The following is a 26,126-nucleotide window of genomic DNA, read 5'->3' as shown; positions in this document are numbered from 1 at the left end:
CGTTCGGCGTAGCTCGTCAGGGCCGTGGGGCGCGAATCGGCTCATTCTGGGGGAGCGCACGGACACGGCGGGACTCGGACTCGGACATGGGTCCGGACTCGGACACGGGCACGGCGGGACGGAGAAAGGGCGGCCATGAGCGCCAAGAGGACGACGAGGGACAGGTCGAGCGCGAGCGGGTCCCGGGCCGGCGGATTCTTCACCCCGGGACGGATCGCGATCCTGATCGTCGCGGCCGTGACGCTCGTCTTCATCTTCGAGAACCGGCATGAGGTGCGGATCAGGGTGCTGATCCCCGAGGTGACGATGCCCCTCTACTTCGCCCTGCTCGCCACCGCCGTGCTCGGCGCGGTATGCGGCTACTACCTGGCCGCCAGGAGACGCCGGTGAGACGGGCGGCCCTCGTGTGCGCGGGGGCCGCCCTCGCGCTGGCCGCCGTGGCGGTCAGTTCGGCGGAGCCGGCCGCCCCGGCCGAGGGGGACACCGGCTCCCCGCCGCTGCCGGACCTGCCGGATCTGCGCGGCAAGGGCCTGTGGCGGGTCTTCACCACGCTCGACGCCCGCACCCGCCTCGACGTCCACGACGCCGCCGGCTCCGACCGGCGCGTGCTCTGGCCGCTGAACTGGCGCGTCTGCACCCAGTACCCGCCACCGGGCACGACCCGCCACTCCGGCGGCCGACTGGTGATCGGCGTCCTCAAGAAGGGCGAACCCTGCCCGGCCAGGGTGGCGGCGGCCCGGCGCTGAATGCCCGTGGACGACCGCCGACGGCCACCCTCGCCGGGCCACCCTCACCCGGCCACCCTCACCCGGCCGCCCTCACCCGGCCATCCCCGCCGGATCATGCGGCGACGGGACCTGCGCGACCGGGCGGCAGCCGGCTTCGCCGGACCGCCCCCCACCCGTCCGCACGCGCCTAGGGCGTGTTTCGAAAGTCCCTCCTGGCCCGCGACGCCTGGCACGCCCTCCCCCGTAGCCCTTCGGGCACGGGAGGTGCCCCCACGCTGCGTTGTCGGAGTCATCCAAGTACACCCAGTACGAGGATGATCCTCCGCCTTGCGATCGCACGCACCAGACGCCGCAGGCCCCGCCCTCCGGGCGGACGGAGCTACTTTCGAAACACGCCCTAGGCTGAGCCCATGACCGATGATCAAGAGAGCCGGTCCGGCCGCTACCTCGCCGTCGGCCCCCGTGTCGCCCTGCGTCCGTTCACGGCCGGTGACGCGGAGGAGTTCACGGCGCGGGCCCGGGAGAGCCGCGAGTTCCACGCGCCCTGGCTGTTCCCGCCGCTCACGCCCGAGGCGTACGCGGTCTACACCGGCCAGCTGATCGACGTCCCGAGCCGGGCCGGCTTTCTCGTCTGCGACCGGGCGGACGGGACGATCGCCGGGTTCGTCAACATCAACAACATCGTCCGCGGCGCGTTCCTCTCCGGCGCTCTCGGCTACGGTGCCTTCGCGCACGCCGCCGGGCGTGGGCTGCTCTCCGAGGGCCTCGGGCTCGTCGTCACGTACGCCTTCGGGCCGCTCGGACTGCACCGGCTGGAGGCCAACATCCAGCCAGGGAACGCCGCCTCGCGCGCCCTGGTCCGGCGGGCCGGCTTCCGCCTCGAAGGGTTCTCGCCCGCGATGCTCTTCATCGACGGGGCCTGGCGCGACCACGAACGCTGGGCGGTCACGGCCGGCGACCCCCTCCTGACCCGCGCACGCGACCGGGACGGCGCCTGACCGAGGGGGCGAGGGGCCTCCCCTGGGGCCTGATCCGAAAGACAGGCCCCAGGACGTCAGGCCCCGGGGCGGGTCTCCGCCCCCCCCGGTCGGGCGCGGTCCGTCAGCGCTTGTAGTTGATCTTCATCGTGTCCATGTCGGTGACCGTGGACCGCAGGCCCTTGAAGCCGTGCCCGAGGCCCCGCAGGGCCGTCTCCACCCGGTCCTCCGCGATCGCGCCCGCCATCTCCTCCCCGTCCGCCGCGTCGGAGACGACGACCAGGCGGTACGAGAAGTGCTTCAGCGTGCGGTCGTAGGTGAGCGAGCCCTCCTCGGTGAACTCCATCGCCGAGATGCCGTGCGCGTCGACCTCGGCCAGCAGCCGGCTGCGGCTCGCCTCCGACAGCCCGTCGAATGTCCCCCGGACGATCACCCGGTAGGTGTGCTGCTCGCTCATGTGTGATGCCTTCCTCGATGAAGAACCAAGGGTAGGACGGCCTCCTCCCACCGCAACGGAATTTCTCGGTCAAGCCCGACCGGGGGCGTTGTCCACCCCCTGGCCAGCGATGGTTCCGGCGTGTTCCATGGTCGACATGACGACCGTACGACGTGCCGTACTCGCCCTCCCGGCGGCGCCGTTGGGCCCGGACAACCCGCTGCCCGCCCTTCGTCTGCTCGGTGGCACCCCCCTTCCCGCGGTCGACGCGCGCGACCTGGCCGACCTGCCCCGCGACATGGCGCGCCAGCTCGGCCGCGCCCCGCTGCGCACACTGTTGCCCACTCGTGTCCGTGACGGTTATGGACGTGAGCGCATCCCGACTGATCTCGACACGATCGTGATCGAGAACGACCGTCTGCGGGTCACCGTTCTGCCCGGCCTCGGCGGTCGTGTCCACTCCCTCCTCCACAAGCCGACCGGCCGCGACCTCGTCTACCGCAACCCGGTGTTCCAGCCCGCCGCCTTCGCCCTCAACGGCGCCTGGTTCTCCGGCGGCATCGAGTGGAACATCGGCGCCCACGGCCACGGCCCCCTCTCCTGCTCCCCGCTGCACGCGGCGGTCGTCCCCGCGCCCGACGGCGGCCCGATGCTCCGGCTCTGGGAATGGGAGCGGCTGCGCGACCTGCCCTTCCAGATCGACCTCTGGCTGCCGGAAGACGCCGAGCACCTGCGGGTCGCCGTCCGGATCCGCAACCCCCACGAGCACGCCGTGCCCTGCTACTGGTGGTCCAACACCGCCGTACCCGAGGACCGCCGCGTCCTCGCGCCCGCCGACAGCGCCTGGCACTTCGGCTACGAGCGTGCCCTGCGCCGGGTCCCGGTGCCCCGCTCCGAGGACGGCGCCGACCACACGTACCCGCTCCGCTCCGCCCACGCCGCCGACTACTTCTACGCGCTCGCCGACGGGCGGCGCCGCTGGATCGCCGCGCTCGGCGAGGACGGCACCGGGCTCGTGCAGACCTCCACGGACACCCTCCTCGGCCGCAAGCTGTTCCTCTGGGGCACGGCGCGCGGCAGCCGGCGCTGGCAGGAGTGGCTGACCGAGCCCGGCACCCCCGGGTACGCCGAGATCCAGGCCGGTCTCGCCCGCACCCAACTGGAACACCCGCCCCTGGAAGCGGGCGGGGAAGTCTCCTGGCTGGAGGTGTACGGGCCGCTCGGCGCCGACCCGGACACGGTGCACGGCACCGACTGGGCCGCCGCCCGCGGACACGTCGAGGACGCACTGGAACGGGTCCTGCCCCGGGCCGAGGTGGACGCCGCGTACGAGCAGTGGCGCACCCACGCAGCCGACACCGACCCGGGACCGCTGCTCGCGACCGGATCGGGCTGGGGCGCGCTCGAAGTCCTGTGCCGTGGACACGTGTTGCCGGGCACACCGTTCCCGGAATCGCTGCTCGGCGAGGAACAGCGGCCCTGGGTCGGCCTGTTGCGTACGGGTGGACTGCCGAACGCCCCGGAGTACGTCGCGGCGCGCTGGACGACTCCGGTCAACGGAGTCTGGCGGGATCTGCTGGAGTCCGCCGCCCCGGCGGGCCCGTCCGCCGAGTACCACCTCGGCATCGCCCAGTGGGCGGCGGGCGATCTGGCCCAGGCGGTACGGAGTTGGGAACGCGGCCTGAAGAACGCGGCCGAACGCTGGCCCCTGCTCTACTGTCTGGCCGTCGCGGACCGTGAGCGCGGACACCCGGTGCGCGCCGCCGAGCGGTTCGCGGAGGCGTACGACGCGCAGGCGCGCGGTGGAGACCCGTTCGTCGGTGCCGCGCTCGCCCGCGAGGCCGTGCCCGCCCTGCTCGCCGCCCATCGCCCGGGCCGGGCCCGCCGCATACTGGAGCGCCTCCCCGACGCGGTCCGGGCCCGGGGCGTCTTCCGTTATCTGGCGGTCCGGCTGCTGCTGGCAGAGGGCCGGACGGACGAGGCCCGGGCCGTCTTCGACGCGGGCTTCGAAGTCGCCGATCTGCGGGAGGGCGCCGAGGAACTGGGCGAGACATGGTCCCGTATCACCGACGAACCCCTGCCGGACGCCTACGACTTCAGGATGCGCCCGCCCGAATGACCGGCCCCGGCCGGGTGAATCCTTCGGCCCGGGCGAACCCTCCGGTCCCTCCGGTCCGTCCGGTCCGTCCGGTCCCTCCGGTCCGTCCGGTCCGTCCGGCCCTGGTGGCCCGGCGAGGTCCGAACGATCAGACCCGGCACAGGATTTCGCCGTGCAGGACGGCGTACCAGCCGTCGTCCTGCACGCCCCAGGCGCGCCACGCGTCCGCGATGGCCGCCGGCTCCTCGTGCGTCGCGTGGCCGAGCTCGACCGCCCGGCGGGCGTACCCGGAGTCCGTGGTGCGGTCCGCCCACATCCCGCTCCACCAGGCCCGCTCGTCCGGCGACGCGAAGCACCAGACTCCGGCCGAGGCGGTGACGTCGGTGAACCCGGCCTCGTGGGCCCAGGACACCAGACGGCGGCCGGCGTCGGGCTCCCCGCCGTTCGAGCGGGCGACCCGCCGGTACAGCTCCCGCCAGCGGTCCAGGCCCGGCGAGGCCGGGAACCAGGTGAACGCGCCGTAGTCACTGTCCCGTACGGCCACCACGCCACCCGGCCGGCACACCCGCCGCATCTCGCGCAGCGCCCGTACCGGATCCCCGACGTGCTGGAGGACCTGATGGGCGTGGACGACGTCGAAGGAGTCGTCGGCGAAGTCGAGGGCGTGGACGTCCGCGACCGCGAACTCGACGTTGTCCAGGCCGCGTTCGGCCACCACGGCCTTCGCCGTGTCGAGAACGTCCGATGCCGGGTCCACCGCGACGACCAGGCCGCCCGGCGCGACCCTCGCGGCCAGATCGGCGGAGATCGTCCCCGGTCCGCAGCCCACATCCAGGACGCGTTGGCCCGGCCGCAGTTCCGGCAGCAGATAGGCGGCGGAGTTCTCGGCCGTACGCCAGCGGTGCGACCGCAGGACGGACTCGTGGTGGCCGTGGGTGTAGACGGCGGTCTCGCGTGGCGTGGACGGTTCCGGGCGGGTGGCGCGACGGTCGGTCATGGCCGGACTTCCTCACGGGGGTCGGGTGCGAAGCGGTGCGGTGCGGCCACGGTACGCCCGACATCCGGATGGCGAGACCCCTCTCTCAGGATATGGACAATCGGTAGGACAGCTCGCGCAGTTCCCGGCCTCCGGTCTCCTCGATGACGGCCTCCCCGTCCGGCCGCCAGCCGGCCGCCTCGTAGAACGCCCGCGCCCGCGCGTTGTCCTCGAACACCCGCAGTCCCGCCGCCCGGAATCCGGCCGCGCGCATCGCGGCCACCGCCGCCGCGAGCAGCGCCCGCCCGATCCCGCGCCCCCATGCCTCCGGCACGGCGTACAGCGCCGACAGCTCCGCCGTCGCCACGTCCGCCGTCGCCCCGCCGTGCCGGGCCCGGAACGAGACGAACGCCTCCACCGCCCCGGCCTCGCCCTCCGCGACCAGTACCACCGGCCCACCGGGATCCGACAGCCGCTCGTGCCACGCGACCGCCCGCGCGACCGGATCGAGGGAGTCGAGATACGGCGCGGGCAGCAGGTCACGGTAGGCCGCCCGCCAGGAACGGACATGGACGCCCGCGATCGCGGCGGCGTCGGACGGAAGGGCGTGTCGGATCGTCGGCATGCTCGGCATTCTCGGGGCCGCTCACCCGCCCGGCCACGCCTTTTCGCTCAGACGGGCGGGCGCGGAGGCTCTTGGCGGTCGGGCCGGAGCGGCGACTCCCAGCGGCGCTCCCCGTCCTGGAAGACCTCGGTCGGTGCCAGCCCGGCCGCCGCTGCCACCGCCGCCGACGCGTGATGCCCGTGGTGCACATGCGCCACGAGCGAGGGGACGCCCCGCCCGCGCAGCCAGTCGGCAAGCGCCCCCGCCGCCTCGCGGGCCAGCCCCCGGCCCTGCCAGGGGGTGCCGACCACCCATGCGATCTCGGCGCCGTCGCGCGCCACGGTGGCCTGTACGGTGCCGACCGCCTCGCCCCGGCCCGGGCCGTCGCCGCGCAGCCGCAGTACCCAGTTGCACCAGGCGGCGGACCCCGCCTCGGCCGGACCAGCGAGCAACCGGACGTAACGCGCCCGCAGTTCAGGCTCGGACAGCGGGGTGCCGCCGATGAAGTCGTGCAGGGCCGGATCGGCCAGGGCCACCGCCATCTCGGGCGCGTGGTCCACCCGCAGGGGCTCCAGGTCCAGCCGGGCGGTGCGCAGCGGGACGGCGGCGAAGGTGAGGGGATCGAGGGGGTGCATCCGTACAGACTGCCGCGTGGTGCAAGTTCGTTCAGCTGAATTCCGCGCGGGCGCGGGCGCGGGCGCGGGTGCGGGTGCGAGTGCTGGCGTGGACACGGTCCACCCGCGCGCCTGCGTCACCCGGAGCCGCCGGTCCACCCGCCGTCCGCGATCGACCGCCCGGAGCCCGCCGCCCGGTGCCACGAACGGCGGAACCTGGCGAACCTCCGTATAAAGGACAGCGGGCAAGGGCAGTGGTGGCCTGGAGAGCGCCCTGGTGTGTCGGGAGGTGCGGGACATGCGGCAGACCACCCCGGAAGGGCGCGGGCCGGTGCGGTACGCGCCGCCCGCGCCGGGCTCGGGGCTGCCCGTGCTGCCGCGCCTCGCCGCCCTGCTCGCCGCCGCCGCGGACCGTACCGAACCCGAGCCGCCCGGCGGCGGACCCGTGCTCCGCGAGGCGGCCGCCGGCTACTGGTGGCGGCGCGGACTGCGCACCCATCCGGAGGACGTCGTCGCCGCACCCGGCGCCCCGCCCCTCCTGCTCGCCCTGCTCACCGCGCACGGCGGCGACGTCCTGCTGCCGAGGCCCTGCCCCGCCTGGTGGGCCCCGCAGATCCGGCTCCTCGGCCGGCCCGCCTACCACGTGCCCACCCCCGCCGAATGCGGTGGCGTGCCCGACCCGTACGCCCTGCTGGAGACCGTGCGCCGGGTCCGCGCCGAGGGCGGCAGCCCACGGGTGCTGCTGCTCTCCGTCGCCGACGACCCCACCGCCACCGTCGCGCCGCCCGAACTCCTGCGCGAGGCGTGCGAGGCGGCCGTCGCCGAGGGCCTGCACATCGTCAGCGACGAGACCTGGCGCGACACCCTGCACCGGCCGTCCGGAACCGTGCTGCTCAGCCCCGCCGAGATGTGCCCCGAGGACGTCACCGTCCTCACCGACCTGGCCGGCGCGCTCACTCCGGTCGCCTGGCCCTGCGCCGTCGCCCGCTTCCCGCCGGGGGCGGCCGGCGGCCACCGGGCCCGTACGCTCGACATCCTCACCGCGCTCGGCGCCCTCGTGGCCGCCCCGGTCGCCCCCGCCGCCGTGTACGCGCTCGGTGAACCCCCGGACGTCACGGAGCGGACCCGGCTGACGGCCGCCCTGCACGGCACGGTCGCCGCCGCCGCGCACCGCGCCGTCCTCGCCGCCGGAGCCCTCGCCCTTCCCCCGCGAGCCGGACGTCATCTCTACGCGAATCTCGGCCCGTTGCGCCCCGGACTCGCCGCCCGAGGTGTCCAGGACTCCCTCGATCTGGAGATCCATCTGACCGCCCGGCTCGGCGTCCCCGTCCCCGGTGGCCATCGTTTCGGCGATGAACTCGGAGCCCTGCGTGCCCGGTTCGACACCGCCTTCTTCCTGGGCGCGGCCGAGCGGGAGGAGGAGCGAGTCCTCGGAGATTTTCACTCCGAGGAACTGCCCGGTGTGGCCGAGGCGTTGGGCACCTTCGCCGCCGCACTCGGCGAACTCGCGGACGGGGGCGCGGACGGGGGCGCGAAACCGGAAGGGCCGCCCGAAGGCTCCTACGGCTGACGGTGACCCGCCGCCCGGCACCGCCTACGCGTGCTTGCCGCCGCCCGGGCCCGCCGGAGGGACCTTGTGGCGGCGCTCGCCGCGCAGCCGCCGCCACAGCGCCGGGATCGCGCTGACCAGCACCGTGAGCCCCACCGCGGCCACCACCCCCTGCCACGGCTCCGGGAAGAGGGAGCCGCCCAGGATGCCGATGAGCTGGTACGTCGCAGCCCACGCGAGGCACGCCGGCAGGTCGCCCCGGGCGAACCGGCGCAGTGGCATCCCGGCGAGCAGACAGGCCAGCATCACCGGGATCCGTCCAGCCGGCACGAGCCGCGACAGGACCAGCACCGGCACCTGATGGCTCTCCAGCCGCTCCTGCGCGTGGACCAGGTGTTCCGGGGTGACCCGGCCGCGCAGTGACGCCAGCCAGCGCGACCCGCCGCGCGAGCGGACCCCGCGCTGCCCCAGCCAGTACAGCGCCAGATCGCCCAGGAACGCGGCGAACGACGCCACCAGGAACACGAACAGCAACGCCAGCGGCGACGTCTGGTGGAAGGCCACCACCGCCGCCGAACTCACGACCGCGCCCGTCGGCACCACCGGCACCAGCGCGCCCAGGGCCACCAGCAGGAACAGGGAGGGATAGCCGACGGCCTGCTGCGTCGACTCGGGCGGCAGCACCGGAGCCACGGGCACCACCGTCACCAGCCGCTCGATCACCGGCCGCCCCCAAGCCGTATCCGCAACCCCGTGCCCCCGAAGCCTCGCCCGGCGGACGCCCCCGGCACCGGCCCGGTCATCGCGTCCACCGCCACCGCCTCGCGCGCCACGACAACCTCGCGCACCGCGACCGCCCCGGGCGTTCCGCCCAGGGCCGTATCCCCGCCGTCCCCGCTCACCGCGCCACCTCCGGCCGGACCCGCTCGCCGTGGCCGAGCCGGTGCACCGCCACCTTCGGCGCCAGCCGGGCCGCGTGCCGGACGAACTCGTCGCCCGGGGAGTGGAACTCGTGCGGCCGCACCGCGTCCATGCCGATCGGCCAGTACGTGCCGTAGTGCACCGGCACCGCGGCCGCCGGGGACAGTACGGCGAGGGCTTCCGCCGCGCGCCCGGCGTCCAGATGACCGTGCCCGAGGTACGGACCCCAGCCGCCCACCGGGAGCAGCGCCACGTCCACCGGGCCGACCGCGTCCGCCATGCCGTCGAACAGCCCGGTGTCCCCAGCGAAGTAGGTACGGGCCTCGCCCTCCACCACGAAGCCGAGCGCGGGGGAGCGCTGCGGGCCGACCGGGAGCCGGCGGCCGTCGTGCGACGCGGGCACGGCTCGTACCCGCACCCCCTCGACCTCGGTCGACTCGCCCGGCGCGAGCTCGGTGAGCCGCAGTCCCCGCCCGTCGAGACGGCGCAGCGCCGGTACGGCCGCGAGCGCGCCGCGCGGCACGACGACCCGCGTGCCCGGGGCGAGCCGGGCGAGGGAGGGCAGATGGAGGTGGTCGGCGTGCAGATGGGAGACGAGCACCGCCTCGGCGCGGGCGGCCTCCGGCGGCGGCGGTGCGCCGCGCCTGCGCCGCAGATGAGCGAAGCGGCGCGCGAAGAGCGGGTCGGTGAGGAACCGGACCCCGGAGTCCTCGACGGTGCATGTGGCATGACCCCACCAGGTGATCTCCACCAGTCCGCCGCCCTCTCCGCTCCCGCGCCCGTCCGGCGCGGTGTGTGCCGATGCCCTCTGTCCGCTGCCCGTAGCGTTCCCCGGGCGTGGCCGCCGTCCGGGCCGGCCGGAGGTTCGGGTGCCGGCCCACGGCACTTCCGTATCTCCGTACCTCTGGACCTCTGTACTTCCGTACCTCCGTATCGAGGGTAGATGTACGACGGCGGCCCCGTACCCCGTCGGTCGGCCCGCGCCGTACCCGCACCCCGGCGGTGTCCTCGCTCTCCTCGGCGACCCGCCGACGCAGTAGGGTCGGGCCATGGACGACGTTCGGGTGGCGGCGATCGCCAGCCTCACCCCGCTCGAAGAGCTCGACGACGACCCTTTTCTGGTCGACACCCGCAGCCAGCACGCCATGTGCGCCCGCTGGGCCGACGCCAACGGCTACGTGGTGACCCGCGAGATCCTCTGCTACGGCCTCAGACCCGATCACGACGCGCTGTGGGCGGACGTCGACGAGGGGGCCGTGGACGTCTTCGTCGCGCCGAACGAGCGCGTGCTGGCCCGTGCGCTGGCCGACGTCTCCGGCTTCCTCGCCGAGTGCGTCCGGCGCGGGGTCCGGCTGGAGACCGCCGGGTTCGACGAGCCCGCGTACGACGGGCCGACGAAGGCGCGGGTGCATCGCAGGCTCTCGATGCCCACGGCGGGATACGACGGATCCTGAACGTTTTCGAACGACCCCGGAGGCGGCACCACCCGGGCCTCCGGCCCTCCCCTGTCCCGACCTGCATCCCGCCCCGTATCCCGAGCCGTGCCCCGCCCCTGCCGGCCGGCCGCGCCCCCGCCGCCGTCCCACCGCCGTGCCCCGTCGCCGCACGACCGGCACCGCACGACCGGCACCGCTTCCGGCCCGCTGTGCCAGTCTTGAGGCAGGAAACGGGTGAAAGGTGAACGAGGCGTGGGTGAACGGCGAGGGCGATCCGGTCGCTGGCGGAGCGCCGGTGGCACGCTGCTGCGGGTGATCACGGTCTGGGCGGTCTCCACCCTCACCCTCCTGGTCCTCGCCGCCGTGCTCCCCGACTTCCGGCTCCAGTCCCGCGACGGCGACAGCGTCACCCGGATCGCGCTCACCGCCGCCTGGGGAGCGGGGGCCTTCGGACTGCTCGGCGCGCTCGTCTGGCGGCTGATCGTCCGGGCCCTGCTGCTCGTCCCCGCGCTCGTCCTCGGCCTGCTGGTGTTCTTCCTCAACGGCTCGCTGCTGCTCCTCGCGCTCCGGCTGATCCCCGACGGGCGCGGCGCCGTCGCCCCGGAGACCGCCGTCGTGGTCGCCGCCGTGATGTCGGCGGTCGCCTCGGCCACCTCGACCGCCCTCGCCGTACGGGACGACGAGGCGTACCGGCGCCGGCTGTACCGGCTCACCGACCGCACCCGCCCCCGGATCGCCCGAGGCGGCCCCGAGGCCGCCCCCGGCACCGTCTTCCTCCAGCTCGACGGCGTCGGCCACCGGGTGCTGCGCGACGCCGTCGCCGACGGCCGGATGCCCACCGTCGCCGAGTGGCTGGCCGGGACCCACACCCTCACCCCGTGGCGTACGGACTGGTCGAGCCAGACCGGCGCCAGCCAGCTCGGCATCCTGCACGGCTCCAACGAGGACGTGCCCGCCTTCCGCTGGTACGAGAAGGACACCGGCCGGCTCATGGTGTCCAACCGGCCGGCGAGCGCCGTCGAACTCCAGCGCCGGGCCGTCGAGCGCACCGGCCACGGCGGACTGCTCGCGGACGACGGCGCCTCGCGCGGCAACCTGTTCAGCGGTGGCGCCGAGCAGCTCGCGCTCGTCCTGTCGACGGCCGCCCGCCGGGGCCCGCACAACCGCTCGCGCGCCGGCTACTTCGCGTACTTCTCCGACCCCGCCAACGCCGTCCGCACCGCCGGCTCCCTCCTCGCCGAGGTGCTGCGCGAGATGGTCCAGTCGACCCGCGCCCTGCTGCGCCGCGACACCCCGCGCGTCGGACGCGGCGGGCTCTACCCCTTCGTCCGCGCCTTCGCCACGGTCGTGGAGCGCGACGTGGTGGTCTCGGCCGTCATGGGCGACATGCTCGCCGGGCGGACCGCCGTCTATGCCGACCTGGTGGCCTACGACGAGGTCGCCCACCACTCCGGACCCCGAAGCCGCGACACCCACCAGGTCCTCGCCCGGCTCGACCGGTCGATCGCCCTGATCGCGAAGGTCGCCGAGCACGCGCCCCGCCCGTACCGGATCGTGCTCCTGTCCGACCACGGCCAGAGCCCGGGGGAGACCTTCGCGTCCGCGTACGGGCTCACGCTGCGCGATCTCGTACGGGCCGGGTGCGGGCTGCCCGTGCCGCGCCGGGTCCGGCGGACGCACAGCGGCTCCGAGGCCCGGGACGCGGCCCGCGAGGCGCTGCGCGGCGCGCTGCACCGGCCGGTGGACCAGGAGGGCGAGGCCGGGCCGGAGGGGCAGGAGGCGGCGGCGGTGGCCGCGGCGCGGGCGCCCGGGCCGGTGGTCCTGGCCTCCGGGAACCTGGGCCTGGTGTCGTTCCCCGGGGTTCCCCACCGGATGACCCGGGAGGAGATCGATCGGCTGCACCCCGGGCTGCTGCGCACCCTCGCCGAGCACCCGGGGATCGGCTTCCTGCTGGTCGCGAGCGAGGAGCACGGCTCGGTGGTGCTGGCGCGCGACGGCGTAGAGGCGCCGCTCGCCGGGCTGACCGACGAGGCGCCCGGGCCGCTGGCCGCGTTCGGGCCGGGCGCGGCGGACGCGGTGCGGCGCACGGACGGCTTCCCGCACGTCGCCGACATCATGGTCAACTCGATGCACGATCCAAAGACCGGCACCGTGCACGCGTTCGAGGAACAGATCGGTTCGCACGGGGGGCTGGGCGGGGAGCAGGGGGAGCCGTTCCTGCTCTGGCCGCGCGAGCTGACGGCGCCCCCGGCCGGGCTGGTGGGCGCCGAGCGGGTGCACCGGGTGCTGCGGGGCTGGCTGGGGGAGAGCGGCGGCCCGCAGGTGCCGCTGAAGATTTCGTTGCCGAATGATCAAACGGAAGCAGTTATTCCGGTTAACGGACCGGTGACGCGCAATAACGAACGGTGATTTGGCACGCCATCGCGCCGGGCGGACCATGGGGACGTTTGGCATGACGAGAGGTTGTTCGACGAGAGGCGCACCACCCGCATGAGCACGGCCCCCACCGCCGCGAGCCAGGACCCCACCGCGGTCCCGGCCGGCACTCCGGTCCCGGCTTCGGTACCTGCTTCGGTCCCGGTTCTCGACCAGAACCCGGCCCTCGACCGCGACTCCACGACCGGGACGACCCCGGACACGACGACCACCTCGGCTGCGGGGATCGACCCGGCCGCGGAGAACACCGCCGGCGGGGCTCCGTCCGGGAAGCACACCCGCGGCTTCGGACTTCCCGTCGCCACCGCCCTGGTCATGGGCAACATCATCGGCGGCGGCATCTTCCTCCTCCCGGCGTCGGTCGCCCCGTTCGGCACGATCAGCCTGCTGGCCTTCGGCATCCTCACCCTCGGCGCGATCTCCCTGGCCCTGGTCTTCGGCCGACTCGCCCGCCGTCTCCCGAAGACCGGCGGCCCCTACGTCTACGCCCGCGCCGCCTTCGGCGACTTCGCCGGCTTCCTCGCCGCCTGGTCGTACTGGATCACCGCCTGGGTCTCCAACGCCGCGCTCGCCGTCGCCGCCGTCGGCTACCTCGACGTCCTCGTCCCCGTACACGAGTCGACGTTCCTGACGATCGTCGCCGCCCTGTCCTTCCAGTGGCTGCCCGGCCTCGCGAACCTGGCCGGCACCCGCTACGTCGGTGCCGTGCAGGTCGTCGCGACCGTGCTCAAGTTCGTACCGCTGCTCCTGGTCGCCATCGGCGGGTTCTTCTTCTTCGACTCCGCGAACCTCGGCCCCTTCCAGGCGACCGAGGGCAGCCCGCTCGGCGCGATCTCCGCGTCCGCCGCGATCCTGCTGTTCAGCTACCTCGGCGTCGAGTCCGCAGCCGTCAGCGCGGGCGAGGTCCGCAACCCGCGCCGCAACGTCGGGCGCGCCACCGTCCTCGGCACCATCGCCGCGGCCACGCTCTACCTGCTCGGCACGCTCTCGGTCTTCGGCACCGTGGCCCACGACAAGCTGGTCCACTCCTCGGCGCCCTTCTCCGATGCCACGAACATCATGTTCGGCGGCTCGTGGGGCGGCGTGGCCGTCGCCTGTATGGCCATGGTCTCGATCCTGGGCGCGCTCAACGGCTGGACCCTGCTCAGCGCGCAGGCGCCGTACGCCGCCGCCCGCGACGGGCTGTTCCCGAAGGCATTCACGATCAAGCGGCGGGGTGTCCCGACGTTCGGCGTCGTCGTCACCGTGGCCCTCGCGTCGATGCTGACGATCTACAACTACACGGCCGGCACCAAGGGCGTCTTCGAGATGCTGGTCCTGGTCACCACCTTCACGGCCACGGTGCCGTACCTGCTCTCCACGGCCGCGCAGATCTACTTCCTGCTCTCCGGGCAGAAGGAGAAGGTCTCCCGGGCGCACCTCGTACGCGACGGAATCCTGGCGCTGGCCGCCTTCGGCTTCTCGATCTGGCTGGTCGCGGGCGCCGGGTACGAGGCGGTCTACCAGGGTGTGCTCTTCCTGTTCGTCGGTGTCCTCGTGTACGCGGTGATGGCGGCCCGCAAGGGGCGCGCGGCGCGGAGCGCGGCCGAGGGCCGGGAAGACGGCGAGGGTCGGGCCGACGAGGGTCGGGACGGCGAGGATCTGGAGGCCGAGGGTCGGGTAGCCGTGGGCCGTAAGGGTGCGGACCGGTAGGTCAACACGGCTGCGGAATGAACCCCTGAGGGTGAAATTCGGGGCGCTGGTGTAGGCCGTCCGGGGGGTTCGACGGGCGAGTCGGCACACGAGGCCCGTGTGGCGGGCAAAACGGACCACCGTGAGGTCCCCTGTCCGGTACGCGCTCGCGGTGCTGCTCGTGTTCGCAGCGCTGCTTGGCGCGGGCGCGGGAGCGGGGCCCGCGATCCCGGAGACGGAGACGCGGAGCGCGGCTGTCGCGGCCGATCCGGGTCCGGAGACGCACGACGAGGTCGAGGACGAGGACGCCGTATCCGTACGAGGGGTACGGTGCCCGGCCCTGCCCGGGCGGCCCTGGCGGCTGCCGGCCGCGCTGACCCTCGCGCCGGTTCCTGTGCCGCTTCCGCCCGTCCAGGGCGAAGGGGCTTCGCGGTCGACGGTGATGCGGTGCTGAGAGAGCTGGTCTCTCTCGCACCTTTCTCACCTCCGATCGTCAGGAGTCCCGTCATGCCCGTCGACTTTTTCGCCGTGCTCAACGCGCTGCTTCGCGCCGAAGCCTCCCGCAAGAACCGCCCGGCCGGCTCCTCCGGCCCGGTCCACCCGCCCCGGGCCCCCAAGCCCAAGCCCGCGCCCGTGTCCGAGTCCCTGCCCGAGCGCGAGCCTGCGGCCGCGTCCGCGTCTGCGGTCGCTTCCGGGGCGGGGGTGGGGTCCGGAGCGGGGTCGGGTGCCGAGGCAGGGCCCGGCCCTCGCTCCGGACCAGATCCAGACACGGACAGCCGTACGACCTGATGACGCCGTAGGGCGTTGACTCCGGCCGAAGTCATGCGCGAGATCTGTGGGGTGTACGGGGCGGGCGCATGGCTTCGGGCGGGGGTGGTTCGTGGGACCTGGCCTCTGGCGCGTGGGTGTTGGGGGCTGGGTGTCGTTTGGGGTGGGTGGGGCGTGGGTGCGGGTTAGGGCGGGTCCTGCGGGTGGGCGTTTGTGGTGGGTTCGGGTGGTGGCCCGCCCTCTTTTCCGAGTGTGGCCCCCTTCGCCGGCCCCTCAAGGGCGCTCCTTCGTCGCGTCGCTTGCGCGATGGCCTTCGGCCACCCTTGACCGCCCGGCTACGGGGGCCTTTTCACACTCGGAGGGCGGGCCGGGGGAAAGGGTCCACGCGGAGGCGATGCTTGCTGCCGGGCACCGTAGGCGAGTGGCGGGCCGGTGGGGTGTGGGGTCCGGGTATCGCTCCGGTGGTTCCGTTGTCCGTCCGTCGGTGGGGTGGGGCTCGGTTTGTGGCCGGGATGGGCGGGGCTGTGTCGGTCGGTTTGGGGTGCGCGGTTGTGGAGTGGGGCGGCCCGGGCCGTCTCGGCGGCCGGCCGCCGTCGCTGGGTCGGGATTCATGCCCCGCTGGTCACCGTCGGTGGGTGGGGCGGGGGAAACCCCGCTCGCGCGGTGGCCGGGCTTGCCTGGATCGCCTCTGGAGTCACACGAGTTCACACCAGCCCCACGACGGGCGCGGAGTATCGCGTTCCACTCCAGGCCGGGTGAGTAAGTGCGCTCGCGAGCGTCCGAAGGTGCCTCAGGAGCCACAGGGGTTCACTCCGGTCCCATTTCCGTCGGGAATTTCGACTTACCCACCCGCCAGACGAAGGAACTGCGCACGCGAGCAACCCCGTTCGCCCCTGCCGTCACGCGAGTCGTCCCGCCGAGGGGCGGAGTGGCGTCTTCCGCCCGACCGTGCGAGTTAGTGTGCTCGCTAGCGTCCGGGAGGGCCTCAGGAGCCACGGGAGTTCGCAATTGCCCTATTTGGAGTGGAAATGTCGACTTAAGTCGCACCTTGGTAAAGTGGGTAAAATCCGGGGTCTGGCGATGTGAAGCCGCAGGTCAGCTCCCCGCGCACGCGGGGGTGGTCCCAATGAGCCGGGATTCATTACCTGGGACCGGGAGTGATCCCCGCGCACGCGGGGGTGGTCCCCACCAGTGGGTCACGGCCGGAGGGGCGTCGCGGTGATCCCCGCGCACGCGGGGGTGGTCCCAACACGATCCGCGTCCTGGTCAACGCCAAGCGGTGATCCCCGCGCACGCGGGGGTGGTCCCCAGATCCGCCCGCAGCGGACCAGACCGATCGTGTGATCCCCGCGCACGCGGGGGTGGTCTCTTCGCGCCGGGGCGCCCGGCGGCGATCGTGGCGTGGTCCCCGCGCACGCGGGGGTGGTCCCCCTGGTCATGCCCGACATCGCCCACCCCACCCTGTGGTCCCCGCGCACGCGGGGGTGGTCCCGTAGGCCCGTTCGTGCGGCTGCGGCCCTCGACATGGTCCCCGCGCATGCGGGGTGGTCCCCGTGCGTTGCGCTCGGTGATTCTTCAGTCCACCGGCAGTGATCAGCGGGGCATGAGTCCCGGCCTGTCGACGGCGGTCATTCGCTGAGCCGTGCCGGGCCGCCCCATTGCACTGCTGCGCACCCCGGGCCGGCGGGTGCGGTCCCACCCACCCCGGCCGCAAACCGAGCCCCACCCCACCGGCCCGCACTCATCAAGTCGACCGGAGCGATACCCGGACCCCACCACCCCCCGGCCCGCCACCCGCCCACGGTGGCCAACGGACAAGACCGCCCCCGCGTGGACCTTTCCCCTGGGCCGCCCTCCGAGAGTGTCTTTCGCGCCTGGAAGCGCCGGGTCAAGGGTGGGCGCAGCCCATCGCGTAGCGACGCGACCGAAGGGAGCGCCCTTGACGCGGTGGTGGAAGGCGCGACTCTCGGAAGGAGGGCGGACACCACGTCACACCCACTCGCACCTCGCGCTATGACACCCCCCGCCCACCCCCTGCGGGCCTCGCCCCTCCCCGCCTTACCTCCGAGGTCATCGACCCACGCGAGCGTCGCCGACATCATCGAGGCACCGGGTCCCGGGCGGCGCACTCCGTCCGGGGCTCCGGGCCTCCACGCGCACCCCATCCTCCGCCCCACCCCCCCCCGTGGGGCTTTCGAAGGGAATCCGTCATGTCCCAGACCCTGCTCGCCGGTCTCGCCCGCACCACCGTGCCGCGCAGCGCGCTGCGTCGGTTCCTGGGGCTCGACGCCGTCGTCACCGGCGTGAACGGGATCGCCTACCTCGCCGCCTCCGGGCCGCTCGGCGAACTCCTCGGTGTCGGGCGCACCTTGCTGCTCGGGCTCGGAGTCTTCCTCACCCTGTACGCGGCGGGTGTCGCCTGGCTCGCGAGCCGTCCGCAGCCGCCCGCGCTCGGGGTCCGCGCCGTCGTCGAGGCCAACCTGGCCTGGGCGGTCGCGAGCGTTGCCGCACTCGCTCTCTGGCTGGAACCCACCACGGCGGGCGCGGTCTGGACCCTCCTCCAGGCCGGTACCGTCGCCGGCTTCGCCGCGCTCCAGTGGGCCGCCCTGCGGGCCGCTACACCGTGAGCGACCGCAGGTAGGAGACCGTCGCCTCGTCGGCCGGGAGCATCGTCTCGATGGCCAGCTCGGCGACGGTCACGTCCATCGGCGTGTTGAAGGTCGAGATCGACGAGACGAACGACAGCAGGCGACCGTCGTGTTCGATCCGCAGCGGCAGCGCGAAGTACGGGTACGGATCCGGGTCCTCCCGGTCGTCGGGGTCCGTGGTGCCCTCGGGCAGCGGGTACGCCGCCACCTCGTCGTACAGCGCTCGCAGCGCCGCCGACCGGTCCAGCGCGATCTGACGCTCCATCTGCGCCAGCAGATGGCCCCGCCATTCGCGCAGATTCCGGATGCGCGGCGCGAGCCCCTCCGGGTGCAGCGTGATCCGCATGGCGTTCAGCGGCGGGGTCAGAAGATGCTCGGGCAGACCCGCGAGCATCGCCTGCATGCCCTGGTTGGCCGCCACCACGGTGTACGCGCCGTCGACGACGATCGCCGGGTACGGCTCGTACCCCCGCAGCAGCCGCTCGATGCCCTCCCGCAGCGTGCCGAGCCTCGGGTCGTCGAGGGCGGACTCGGTGTAGCGCGGCGCGTAACCCGCCGCCAGCAGCAGGTCGTTGCGCTCGCGCACCGGTACGTCGAGGTGTTCGGCGAGCCGCAGCACCATCTCCTCGCTGGGCCGCGAGCGGCCGTTCTCGATGAAGGAGATGTGCCGCGCGGACGAGTCGGCGCGCAGCGCCAGCTCCAGTTGGCTCAGTCGCCGCCGCAGCCGCCAGCGGCGCAGCAGCGGGCCCACACTTGTGTCGCTCGCGACAGTCGTCATGGGCAGACGGTATCCCAGAGGGGGACCCGGGTATTTCTTTCGGATCCACCCTGTCCCCCCACCCGTTCCACCCCGTCGAAAGGGAGCATCCGTGCCCACACAGCCCTTGTCGCAGAAGGAGATCGAGGACCGACTGCGGGAGCTGCCCGGCTGGTCCGCGGCGGACGACCGCCTCACGCGCGACTTCCATCTCGCCGACCACTTCGCCGCCACCGCGTTCGTCGTCCACATCGCCCAGATCCAGCAGGAACTCGACCACCACGCCGACCTGACACTCGGCTACAACACCGTCGCGTTCTCCGTCCACACCCATTCGGCCGGCGGCGCCCTCACCGAGAAGGACTTCGCCCTGGCCGAACGCGTCCACGCGGCGGCCCCGAGCCACGGAGCCGAGTAGGCCGCATCCTCCCGCGCGCCGGGGTACGGCCCTCCCGGCGTCCTCGCCGGCGCGCGGGATCGGCCCGCAGGGAACGCCGGGACGGTGATCCGGCGAGCCCGTCCTTGCCGGAACGGCAAGTTTCCTCGCCGGTTCGGCAGCAGGTACCGCACGCTGTCCCCATGAGCGCACACCAGCACGGCCAGACGAAGCACGGTCACGGAAACCATGGCGCCGGAAACCATGGCGCCGGAAACCATGGCGCCGGAAACCATGGCGCCGGAAACCATGGTGCTGGAGACCATGGGCAGGGAACCCATGGGCACGGGAACCACCGCCACGGTCATGGCCATGGGGGCCACGACCACACCCACCTCGATTGGGCCGAGATGGCTCCCCTGCTGATCCAGCAGGCCGAGACCCAGAGCCCGCTCTACACGGAGGCCGCCTCCTGGCTCGCCTCCCTCGCCCCGGCCGCCCGGGTCCGCCGGGTCCTGGACGTCGGCAGCGGGCCCGGCGTCGTCACCGCGCTGCTCGCCGAGGCGTTCCCCGAGGCCGAGGTCGTCGCCGTGGACGCGACCCCGGAACTCCTCGCACTCGCCCGCGAACGCGCCGACGCCCGAGGGCTCGGCGACCGGGTCACCACCCTGCGCGCCGAACTTCCGGGCGACTTCGCCGCCCTCGGCACCGCCGACCTCGTCTGGGCCAGTAACTCCCTGCACCACATCGGGGATCAGCGCGCCGCCCTGGCCTCGTTCGCGGAGGTGCTGAACCCGGGCGGACTCATCGCGCTCGCCGAAGGCGGTCTGGCGCCCCGTCACCTGCCGTGGAACGCCGGCGTCGGCCGTCCGGGCCTGGAGGCCCGGCTCGACGCCGCCCAGGCCGAGTGGTTCGGCGCGATGCGGTCCGCGCTGCCCGACAGCAAGGAGGAAATCGACGACTGGAACGCTCTGCTGACCGCCGCCGGACTCACCCCGAGCGGCACCCGCAGCTTCCTGTCCGACGTCCCCGCACCGCTGCCCGACGCCGTACGCGGCCAGATCGTCGCGCACTACGAGCGGCAGCGGGAGGGTCTCGCCGAGCAGCTGGCGGACGACGACCGTGCCGCCCTCGACCGGCTGCTCGACCCGGCCGACCCGCTCTCCCTGCACCGCCGCCCGGACGTCTTCCTGCTCACGGCCCGTACCGTCCACACGGCACGCCGGGACTGACCCCCGGTGGCCGCCCCGCCGCCGGATGCCCCGGTGGGGCGGCCGGACAACCGGGCCGCCGGACCACGAGGACAGGGCCGTACGCTCCGCACACGTGGCCCCGCCACATGTGCCCCGGCCACATACGCCCCGGACAGCGCTACGGCGGCCCGGTGACACCCCGTACGGGAATGCCACCGGACCGCCGTTCACCGGATCGGGCGCGAGATCAAGCGCGAGACCAGGCGTGGGATCAGACGCGGGCTCAGGCGCCGGCGTTGAACTCCGCCGGGTTGGGGCCCAGGCGACGGCCCTCCTCGAGCGCGCTGATCGCGGCCAGGTCCTCGGCGTCCAGCTCGAAGTCGAAGACCTCGATGTTCTCCCGGATCCGGGAGGGGGTGACCGACTTCGGGATCACCACGTTGCCGGTCTGGAGGTGCCAGCGCAGCACCACCTGGGCCGGGGAGCGGTCGTGCTTGCGGGCGATCGCCACGATCGCCGGAACCTCCAGGAGGCCCTTGCCGGAGCCGAGCGGCGACCACGCCTCGGTCGCGATGCCGTGCTTGGCGTGCAGCGCGCGGGACTCGGCCTGCTGGAGCTGCGGGTGCAGCTCGATCTGGTTGACGGCGGGGACCACCGAGGTCTCGCCCAGCAGCCGCTCCAGGTGCTCCGGCTGGAAGTTCGACACGCCGATCGCCTTGGCGCGGCCGTCCGCCAGGATCTTCTCGAACGCCTTGTACGTGTCGACGTACGCGTCCTTCGCCGGCACCGGCCAGTGGATCAGGTACAGGTCCACGTAGTCGAGGCCGAGACGGTCCAGCGAGGCGTCGAACGCGCGCAGCGTCGAGTCGTGGCCCTGCTGGTCGTTCCAGAGCTTGGTGGTGACGAAGAGTTCCTCGCGGGGGAGGCCCGAGGCGGCGAGGGCCTTGCCGGTGCCGGCCTCGTTCCCGTAGATCGCGGCGGTGTCGATGGAGCGGTAGCCCGCGTCCAGCGCCGTGGCGACGGCCTTCTCGGCCTCGGCGTCCGGCACCTGCCAGACGCCGAAGCCCAGCTGCGGCATGCGCACGCCGTTGTTGAGGGTGAGGAAGGGAACCTTGCTGTCCGTGGTCACGGGGAAGCGTTCCTAACGTCGTCGGTGGGTGTTCGTATTCCTTCATCCCTTCAACGGACGAAGACCCGGTCGCATTCCGCCTCCGACGGACGAATCCGCAGGTCCGGAGAGTTCTCGGAGCCGCGGAGGTGATCACCCGGACACGGGCGGGTTCCGGGCCCCGCCCGTGTCCGCTCAGCGGTACAGCGCCTCGACCTCCTTGGCGTACACCTGCTCGATGGCGCGTCGCTTCAGCTTCAGGGACGGAGTGAGCAGCCCGTGCTCCTCGCTGAACGGATGGGCCAGGATCCGGAAGGTCCGGATCGACTCCGCCTGCGACACGCGCGTGTTCGCCGCCACCACCGCCCGCCGGATCTCCGCCTCCAGGGCCGCGTCGCGCACCAGTTCGGCGGTCGGCAGCGCCGGCCGTTCCCGCATCGCCAGCCAGTGCTCCACCGACTCCTGGTCCAGGGTGACCAGCGCGGCGATGTACGGCCGGTCGTTGCCGACCACGACGCACTGCGCCACCAGCGGATGCGCCCGCACCCGTTCCTCCAGGGGGGCCGGCGAGACGCTCTTGCCGCCCGAGGTCACCAGGATCTCCTTCTTCCGCCCGGTGATCGTCAGATAGCCGTCCTCGTCGAGCGACCCCAGATCGCCCGTCGCCAGCCAGCCGTCGTTGAGGACCGCGCCGGTCGCCTCCGGGGCGTTCAGATACCCCGAGAAGACATGGCCGCCGTGCAGCCACACCTCGCCGTCCTCCGCGATGTGCACCGTCGTGCCCGGCACCGGCTGCCCGACCGTCCCGTACCGGGTCCGCTCGGGCGGGTTCGCCGTCGCCGCCGCCGTCGACTCCGTCAGGCCGTACCCCTCGAAGATCGTCACCCCCGCGCCCTCGAAGAACAGCCCGAGGCGCCGGTCCATGCCCGAGCCGCCCGACATCGCGTGCCGCACCCGGCCGCCGAGCGCGGCGCGGACCTTCGCGTACACGGTCTTCTCGAAGAACTGGTGCTGCATCCGCAGCCCCGCCGACGGCCCCGGGCCGAGCCCGAAGGATTTGTGCTCCAGCGCCTCCGCGTAGCGCACCGCCACGTCCACGGCCTTGTCGAACGCGGCTCGCCGGCCCTCCGTCTCGGCCTTGCGGCGGGCGGCGCGGAAGAGCTTCTCGAAGATGTACGGCACGGCCAGGACGAAGGTGGGCCGGAAGAGCTGGAGGTCCGGCAGCAGCTCCGCGGCGGCCATCACCGGCTGATGGCCCAGCTTCACCCGGCCCCGGATCGCCGCCACCTCCACCATCCGCCCGAAGACGTGCGCGAGCGGCAGGAAGAGCAGCGTCGACGCCTCGTCGCCGGCGCGGGAGCGGAACACCGGATCCCAGCGCCCGGTCATCGTGTCCGCCTCGAACATCAGGTTCGCGTGGGTGATCACACAGCCCTTGGGGCGGCCCGTGGTCCCCGAGGTGTAGATCACCGTGGCCACCGAATCCGGCGTCACCGCCCGGCGGTGCCGGTGCACCGTCTCGTCGTCGATGCCCGCGCCCGCCGCCGTCAGTTCGGCGACCGCGCCGACCCCCGCGTCGAGCTGCCACAGCCGCTGCAGCCGGGGCAGCCGGTCGATCACCGAACCGATCGTCATCGCGTGGTCCTCGTGTTCCACCACGCACGCCGTGACCTCGGCGTCGTGCAGCATCCAGTGCACCTGGTCGGCGGAGGAGGTCGGGTAGACCGGCACCGGCTGCGCCCCGAGCGTCCACAGCGCGAAGTCGAACAGCGTCCACTCGTAGCGGGTACGCGCCATGATCGCGACCCGGTCGCCGAACCGCACCCCCTCGGCGATCAGCCCCTTGGCGAGCGCGAGCACCTCGTCGCGGAACCCGGCCGCCGTGACGTCCCGCCACTGCCCGTCGGCGTCCCGCCGGCCCAGCGCGGGCCGCTCCGGCTCCCGCTCGGCGTACTCGAACACCGCGTCCGCCAGACCGCCGGCCGAAGGCGCCGCCTCGACGGGCGGCACGGTGAACTCGCGCACTGGCCTGCTCCCCTCACCCGTAGCCGTATCGACGACGTCACGTTTGTCACACTCCGTACGGCGCGGAACCTACCCCACGCGGGGGCCCGGCGGGAGCCCCTTTCACGAAGCCGCGACATTGCGTGTATCGGCAGGTCAGGGGCGGGGGAGGAGGAGTGGCGGGACCTTCCGGGGGCGGCTGTGTGACCGTGGGTAAGCCCTGGTCGGGGGCAATCTCCACGGAATCTGTACGGCCTGCTCACCGGGGCCCCGCGCGGACGGGCCCGAGAGCCGGCCGAGAGTCCGGGGCCGCTGAGGGGCGGGGGTTGCCGGGATGTGGTGGTCGGGGCACGGGGCGCGGGGCGCGGGGCGCGGGGCGCGGGGCGGTGGGCCTTCGGAGGTCGAGCCCTGCCGGCCGGGGCAGCGGTCCGCCGGTCGGGGCAGCGGGAAGGCTCGTCCTCCGGCGGTCGGCTCAGTTGGGCCGGTGCAGCCGGTCGCCGCCCGCCAGGATCGCCGCGGCGAGGGCGTCGGCCGCGTCCTGGGAAGCCCCGCGCCGGCGTCCCTTGCGCAGGACGAAGTCGACCGGTCCCAGCTCGGGCAGTCCCGCCCGGGCGGGCAGTTCGACCAGGCCGGACGGCATCAGGCCGCGGCTGTGCGCCATCACCCCGAGCCCGGCCCGGGCCGCCGCCACGTTGGCGCTCAGGCTCGTACTCGTACACGCGATCCGCCACGGCCGGCCCTGGACCCGCAGCGCCTCCAGCGCGCGGGCGCGGGTGATGCCGGGGGCGGGGAAGAGGATCAGCGGCAGCGGCCGGTCCGGGTCGAGCCGCAGGCGGGGCGCGCCGATCCAGACGAGTACGTCCCGCCGGACCAGTTCCTCGCCGGACGCGCCCGATGCGCCGGACGCACCGGAGGCGCCGGATGCGTCGGGCGGGCCGGGCTCACCGGACGCGCCGGACGAATCCGCCGTCTCCACCGCCCCTCCGGCGGGCTTCCCGTCCGCCGGCCTTCCCGGGGTGCCGCCCCGCTTGGCCAGGATCAGATCGAGCCGGCCCGCGTCGAGACGCGCCTGGAGGGTGCCGGACAGCTCGACGGTCAACTCCAGGTCGACATCCGGGTGTTCGCGCCGAAATGCCTCCAGGATCTCCGGCAGCCGGGTCGTCACGAAGTCCTCCGAGGCCCCGAACCGCAGCCGCCCGCGCAGCCGGGTCCCGGTGAAGAACGCCGCCGCGCGCTCGTGCGCCTCAAGGATCGTCCGGGCGAAGCCGAGCATCGCCTCGCCGTCCTCGGTCAGCTCCACCGAGTGCGTGTCCCGGACGAACAGCGGCCGACCGGTCGCGGCTTCCAGTCGCCGTACCTGCTGGCTGACGGTCGACTGGCGCAGCCCGAGCCGCCGGGCCGCGCCAGTGAAGCTCAGGGTCTGCGCGACCGCGAGGAAGGTGCGCAACTGGGTCGGCTCGTAGAGGGCGGGCATGGGCGACAGGGTAGGGCCTCGCGTGGACGGCTCCGGGCCCTGCGCGCACGGCACTCCGTGACAGGGAGGCCACCCGTCTCCCCGGCGCCGGGGTCGGTCATCGCGAGCAGCGTGCGTTATCGCGATGCGTGATGACAGTCAGTGCGCTGAGCGGGTTTCCCGATCTCCGGGCCGTCGACCAGGATGGACGCCATGACCTCCCCCACCTCCCGCACGGCTGCCGGTCGCCGCCGGTCCCTGCTGCCGGTCGATCCGTACATCCTGGCGCTGCTCGGTACGGTCGGACTCGCCGCCCTGCTGCCCGCCTCCGGGACGGCGGCGACGGTCGCGGGCGGGGCCTCGACGGGGGCGGTCGCGCTGCTCTTCTTCCTCTACGGGGCGCGGCTGTCCACCCGGGAGGCGATGGACGGACTGCGCCACTGGCGGCTCCATCTCGCCGTGCTGGCCAGTACGTTCCTGGTCTTCCCGGTACTCGGGATCGCGGCGCGGGGATTCGTACCGACGGTCCTCACCCCCGACCTGTACAACGGTCTGCTCTTTCTCTGCCTGGTGCCGTCCACCATCCAGTCGTCGATCGCCTTCACCTCGATCGCCCGGGGCAACGTGCCCGCCGCGATCTGCGCGGGCTCCTTCTCCTCCCTGGCCGGCATGGCCCTCACCCCGCTGCTCGCGGCCCTGCTGCTGGGACACGGCGCGGGCGGCTTCTCCGCCGACTCGCTGATGAGGATCGCGCTCCAGCTCCTCGTCCCGTTCCTGGCCGGGCAGCTGCTGCGGCGCTGGGTCGGCGGATTCATCGCCCGGCACCGGAAGGTGCTCGGGTACGTCGACCGGGGCTCGATCCTGCTGGTCGTCTACACGGCCTTCAGCGAGGGCATGAACCGGGGCGTCTGGCAGCTGGTGACCCCGGCCCGGCTCGGCCTGCTGCTCGGCGTGGAAGCGGTGCTCCTCGCGGTGATGCTGGCATTGACCTGGTACGGGGCGGGGCGGCTCGGCTTCGGGAGGGCAGACCGGATCGCGATCCAGTTCGCCGGGTCCAAGAAGAGTCTGGCGGCCGGACTGCCCATGGCCAGCGTTCTCTTCGGCGCGCAGGCGTCGCTCGCGGTGCTGCCGCTGATGCTCTTCCACCAGATGCAGCTCATGGTCTGCGCCGTGCTGGCCCGCCGCCGGTCCCGCGATCCGGAGGCGGGCGGGGTGACATCGGCCGGTACGGCACCGGCCGGGACGGCTTCGAAGGGGGCGGCTTCGATCGAGACGGGGACGGTCGGGACCGTCGGGGCGGACGCCTGAGCGTCCGCAGCCCGGGCGCGCTCGGTCTGCCCGGCCCCGTCCCGCCCGGTCACGCCCGTCCGCTC

At 73.6% G+C, this 26,126-nt stretch carries 23 protein-coding genes and 1 CRISPR repeat array; of the genes, 13 read left to right on the top strand and 10 right to left on the bottom strand.

Features of this window, described 5'->3' with window-relative positions; translation table 11 throughout:
- The first annotated feature begins 135 nt into the window (after window positions 1-135).
- The 3 genes from ABZ990_RS05600 (at window position 136) to ABZ990_RS05590 (ending at window position 1,726) form a co-directional block, all read left to right on the top strand.
- Window positions 136-390, top strand: a complete 255-nt coding sequence (locus ABZ990_RS05600) for a LapA family protein (protein ID WP_361225697.1) — start codon at window positions 136-138, stop codon at window positions 388-390.
- Window positions 387-746 (top strand): hypothetical protein, encoded by a 360-nt coding sequence (locus tag ABZ990_RS05595; protein ID WP_361225694.1) that lies wholly within the window; start codon window positions 387-389, stop codon window positions 744-746. The genes ABZ990_RS05600 and ABZ990_RS05595 overlap by 4 nt, the downstream gene beginning before the upstream one ends.
- 392 nt (window positions 747-1,138) lie before the next feature.
- Window positions 1,139-1,726 carry a GNAT family protein gene (locus ABZ990_RS05590; RefSeq protein ID WP_361225691.1) on the top strand — a complete coding sequence of 196 codons (588 nt, stop codon included), beginning with the start codon at window positions 1,139-1,141 and terminating at the stop codon, window positions 1,724-1,726.
- A gap of 103 nt (window positions 1,727-1,829) precedes the next feature.
- Here the strand turns inward: ABZ990_RS05590 and ABZ990_RS05585 are convergent, their stop codons facing one another.
- Window positions 1,830-2,162, bottom strand: a complete 333-nt coding sequence (locus ABZ990_RS05585) for a DUF6204 family protein (protein ID WP_361225688.1) — start codon at window positions 2,160-2,162, stop codon at window positions 1,830-1,832.
- 127 nt (window positions 2,163-2,289) lie between these two features.
- On the opposite strand from ABZ990_RS05585, the gene ABZ990_RS05580 reads away from it, so the two are divergent.
- A complete protein-coding gene (locus tag ABZ990_RS05580) occupies window positions 2,290-4,260 on the top strand; it encodes a DUF5107 domain-containing protein (RefSeq protein ID WP_361225685.1) in 1,971 nt (656 codons plus the stop codon).
- Between the two features lie 127 nt (window positions 4,261-4,387).
- Here the strand turns inward: ABZ990_RS05580 and ABZ990_RS05575 are convergent, their stop codons facing one another.
- The 3 genes from ABZ990_RS05575 to ABZ990_RS05565 all read right to left on the bottom strand — a co-directional run bounded on the left by ABZ990_RS05575 (window position 4,388) and on the right by ABZ990_RS05565 (window position 6,454).
- The gene (locus tag ABZ990_RS05575; RefSeq protein ID WP_361225682.1) at window positions 4,388-5,236 is read right to left on the bottom strand and encodes a methyltransferase domain-containing protein; all 849 of its coding nucleotides are present in this window, start codon (window positions 5,234-5,236) and stop codon (window positions 4,388-4,390) included.
- A gap of 85 nt (window positions 5,237-5,321) precedes the next feature.
- A complete protein-coding gene (locus ABZ990_RS05570; protein WP_361225679.1) occupies window positions 5,322-5,840 on the bottom strand; it encodes a GNAT family N-acetyltransferase in 519 nt (172 codons plus the stop codon).
- Between the two features lie 47 nt (window positions 5,841-5,887).
- The gene (locus ABZ990_RS05565) at window positions 5,888-6,454 is read right to left on the bottom strand and encodes a GNAT family N-acetyltransferase (RefSeq protein ID WP_361225677.1); all 567 of its coding nucleotides are present in this window, start codon (window positions 6,452-6,454) and stop codon (window positions 5,888-5,890) included.
- Between the two features lie 277 nt (window positions 6,455-6,731).
- On the opposite strand from ABZ990_RS05565, the gene ABZ990_RS05560 reads away from it, so the two are divergent.
- Window positions 6,732-8,003 (top strand): aminotransferase class I/II-fold pyridoxal phosphate-dependent enzyme, encoded by a 1,272-nt coding sequence (locus tag ABZ990_RS05560; RefSeq protein WP_361225674.1) that lies wholly within the window; start codon window positions 6,732-6,734, stop codon window positions 8,001-8,003.
- A gap of 24 nt (window positions 8,004-8,027) precedes the next feature.
- Here the strand turns inward: ABZ990_RS05560 and ABZ990_RS05555 are convergent, their stop codons facing one another.
- Together ABZ990_RS05555 and ABZ990_RS05550 are read right to left on the bottom strand one after the other, a co-directional pair.
- The gene (locus tag ABZ990_RS05555; RefSeq protein ID WP_361225671.1) at window positions 8,028-8,705 is read right to left on the bottom strand and encodes a VTT domain-containing protein; all 678 of its coding nucleotides are present in this window, start codon (window positions 8,703-8,705) and stop codon (window positions 8,028-8,030) included.
- 175 nt (window positions 8,706-8,880) lie between these two features.
- Window positions 8,881-9,654, bottom strand: coding sequence for an MBL fold metallo-hydrolase (locus ABZ990_RS05550; RefSeq protein ID WP_361225668.1), 774 nt, complete (start codon window positions 9,652-9,654; stop codon window positions 8,881-8,883).
- A 298-nt stretch (window positions 9,655-9,952) separates the two neighbouring features.
- Here ABZ990_RS05550 and ABZ990_RS05545 point away from each other — a divergent pair, with 298 nt between their 5' ends.
- The 5 genes from ABZ990_RS05545 to ABZ990_RS05525 all read left to right on the top strand — a co-directional run bounded on the left by ABZ990_RS05545 (window position 9,953) and on the right by ABZ990_RS05525 (window position 17,841).
- Window positions 9,953-10,357, top strand: a complete 405-nt coding sequence (locus ABZ990_RS05545; RefSeq protein ID WP_361225665.1) for a recombinase family protein — start codon at window positions 9,953-9,955, stop codon at window positions 10,355-10,357.
- A gap of 234 nt (window positions 10,358-10,591) precedes the next feature.
- Window positions 10,592-12,748, top strand: a complete 2,157-nt coding sequence (locus tag ABZ990_RS05540) for a phage holin family protein (RefSeq protein WP_361225662.1) — start codon at window positions 10,592-10,594, stop codon at window positions 12,746-12,748.
- Window positions 12,749-12,829: 81 nt separating this feature from the next.
- On the top strand, window positions 12,830-14,467 hold the full coding sequence (locus tag ABZ990_RS05535) for an amino acid permease (RefSeq protein WP_361225660.1): 1,638 nt from the start codon (window positions 12,830-12,832) through the stop codon (window positions 14,465-14,467).
- Between the two features lie 121 nt (window positions 14,468-14,588).
- Window positions 14,589-14,900, top strand: coding sequence for a hypothetical protein (locus ABZ990_RS05530; RefSeq protein ID WP_361225657.1), 312 nt, complete (start codon window positions 14,589-14,591; stop codon window positions 14,898-14,900).
- Window positions 14,901-16,314: 1,414 nt separating this feature from the next.
- Window positions 16,315-16,766: a CRISPR direct-repeat array (repeat unit 25 nt; unit sequence TCCCCGCGCACGCGGGGGTGGTCCC).
- Between the two features lie 658 nt (window positions 16,767-17,424).
- Window positions 17,425-17,841 (top strand): hypothetical protein, encoded by a 417-nt coding sequence (locus ABZ990_RS05525; protein ID WP_361225654.1) that lies wholly within the window; start codon window positions 17,425-17,427, stop codon window positions 17,839-17,841.
- Here the strand turns inward: ABZ990_RS05525 and ABZ990_RS05520 are convergent.
- Window positions 17,831-18,640, bottom strand: a complete 810-nt coding sequence (locus ABZ990_RS05520; protein WP_361225651.1) for a helix-turn-helix domain-containing protein — start codon at window positions 18,638-18,640, stop codon at window positions 17,831-17,833. The two genes, ABZ990_RS05525 and ABZ990_RS05520, sit on opposite strands and share 11 nt — an antisense overlap.
- A gap of 91 nt (window positions 18,641-18,731) precedes the next feature.
- On the opposite strand from ABZ990_RS05520, the gene ABZ990_RS05515 reads away from it, so the two are divergent.
- Both ABZ990_RS05515 and ABZ990_RS05510 read left to right on the top strand, forming a co-directional pair.
- Window positions 18,732-19,037, top strand: a complete 306-nt coding sequence (locus ABZ990_RS05515) for a 4a-hydroxytetrahydrobiopterin dehydratase (RefSeq protein WP_361225649.1) — start codon at window positions 18,732-18,734, stop codon at window positions 19,035-19,037.
- 368 nt (window positions 19,038-19,405) lie between these two features.
- On the top strand, window positions 19,406-20,227 hold the full coding sequence (locus ABZ990_RS05510) for a class I SAM-dependent methyltransferase (protein ID WP_361225646.1): 822 nt from the start codon (window positions 19,406-19,408) through the stop codon (window positions 20,225-20,227).
- 244 nt (window positions 20,228-20,471) lie between these two features.
- Here the strand turns inward: ABZ990_RS05510 and ABZ990_RS05505 are convergent, their stop codons facing one another.
- From ABZ990_RS05505 to ABZ990_RS05495, 3 genes are all read right to left on the bottom strand, one after another.
- A complete protein-coding gene (locus ABZ990_RS05505) occupies window positions 20,472-21,266 on the bottom strand; it encodes an aldo/keto reductase (RefSeq protein ID WP_361225768.1) in 795 nt (264 codons plus the stop codon).
- 225 nt (window positions 21,267-21,491) lie between these two features.
- Window positions 21,492-23,321, bottom strand: a complete 1,830-nt coding sequence (locus ABZ990_RS05500; protein ID WP_361225643.1) for a long-chain fatty acid--CoA ligase — start codon at window positions 23,319-23,321, stop codon at window positions 21,492-21,494.
- A gap of 451 nt (window positions 23,322-23,772) precedes the next feature.
- Window positions 23,773-24,774, bottom strand: a complete 1,002-nt coding sequence (locus ABZ990_RS05495) for a LysR substrate-binding domain-containing protein (RefSeq protein ID WP_361225640.1) — start codon at window positions 24,772-24,774, stop codon at window positions 23,773-23,775.
- 192 nt (window positions 24,775-24,966) lie between these two features.
- On the opposite strand from ABZ990_RS05495, the gene ABZ990_RS05490 reads away from it, so the two are divergent.
- A complete protein-coding gene (locus ABZ990_RS05490; RefSeq protein WP_361225637.1) occupies window positions 24,967-26,061 on the top strand; it encodes a bile acid:sodium symporter family protein in 1,095 nt (364 codons plus the stop codon).
- Window positions 26,062-26,126: the final 65 nt, after the last annotated feature.

The organism is Streptomyces sp. NPDC046203 (genome assembly GCF_040646255.1).
Taxonomy (GTDB): Bacteria; Actinomycetota; Actinomycetes; order Streptomycetales; family Streptomycetaceae; genus Streptomyces.
This window is presented reverse-complemented; position numbering and strand designations above follow the sequence as displayed.

What these genes read in the sequence shown, in the direction of transcription:
- ABZ990_RS05600 (WP_361225697.1), top strand. Translation starts at nt 136, where the DNA reads ATGAGCGCCAAGAGGACGACGAGGGACAGGTCGAGCGCGAGCGGGTCC.
- ABZ990_RS05590 (WP_361225691.1), top strand. Translation starts at nt 1,139, where the DNA reads ATGACCGATGATCAAGAGAGCCGGTCCGGCCGCTACCTCGCCGTCGGC.
- ABZ990_RS05585 (WP_361225688.1), bottom strand. Translation starts at nt 2,162, where the DNA reads ATGAGCGAGCAGCACACCTACCGGGTGATCGTCCGGGGGACATTCGAC.
- ABZ990_RS05580 (WP_361225685.1), top strand. Translation starts at nt 2,290, where the DNA reads ATGGTCGACATGACGACCGTACGACGTGCCGTACTCGCCCTCCCGGCG.
- ABZ990_RS05575 (WP_361225682.1), bottom strand. Translation starts at nt 5,236, where the DNA reads ATGACCGACCGTCGCGCCACCCGCCCGGAACCGTCCACGCCACGCGAG.
- ABZ990_RS05570 (WP_361225679.1), bottom strand. Translation starts at nt 5,840, where the DNA reads ATGCCGACGATCCGACACGCCCTTCCGTCCGACGCCGCCGCGATCGCG.
- ABZ990_RS05565 (WP_361225677.1), bottom strand. Translation starts at nt 6,454, where the DNA reads ATGCACCCCCTCGATCCCCTCACCTTCGCCGCCGTCCCGCTGCGCACC.
- ABZ990_RS05560 (WP_361225674.1), top strand. Translation starts at nt 6,732, where the DNA reads ATGCGGCAGACCACCCCGGAAGGGCGCGGGCCGGTGCGGTACGCGCCG.
- ABZ990_RS05545 (WP_361225665.1), top strand. Translation starts at nt 9,953, where the DNA reads ATGGACGACGTTCGGGTGGCGGCGATCGCCAGCCTCACCCCGCTCGAA.
- ABZ990_RS05535 (WP_361225660.1), top strand. Translation starts at nt 12,830, where the DNA reads ATGAGCACGGCCCCCACCGCCGCGAGCCAGGACCCCACCGCGGTCCCG.
- ABZ990_RS05525 (WP_361225654.1), top strand. Translation starts at nt 17,425, where the DNA reads ATGTCCCAGACCCTGCTCGCCGGTCTCGCCCGCACCACCGTGCCGCGC.
- ABZ990_RS05520 (WP_361225651.1), bottom strand. Translation starts at nt 18,640, where the DNA reads ATGACGACTGTCGCGAGCGACACAAGTGTGGGCCCGCTGCTGCGCCGC.
- ABZ990_RS05510 (WP_361225646.1), top strand. Translation starts at nt 19,406, where the DNA reads ATGGCTCCCCTGCTGATCCAGCAGGCCGAGACCCAGAGCCCGCTCTAC.
- ABZ990_RS05505 (WP_361225768.1), bottom strand. Translation starts at nt 21,266, where the DNA reads ATGCCGCAGCTGGGCTTCGGCGTCTGGCAGGTGCCGGACGCCGAGGCC.
- ABZ990_RS05495 (WP_361225640.1), bottom strand. Translation starts at nt 24,774, where the DNA reads ATGCCCGCCCTCTACGAGCCGACCCAGTTGCGCACCTTCCTCGCGGTC.
- ABZ990_RS05490 (WP_361225637.1), top strand. Translation starts at nt 24,967, where the DNA reads ATGACCTCCCCCACCTCCCGCACGGCTGCCGGTCGCCGCCGGTCCCTG.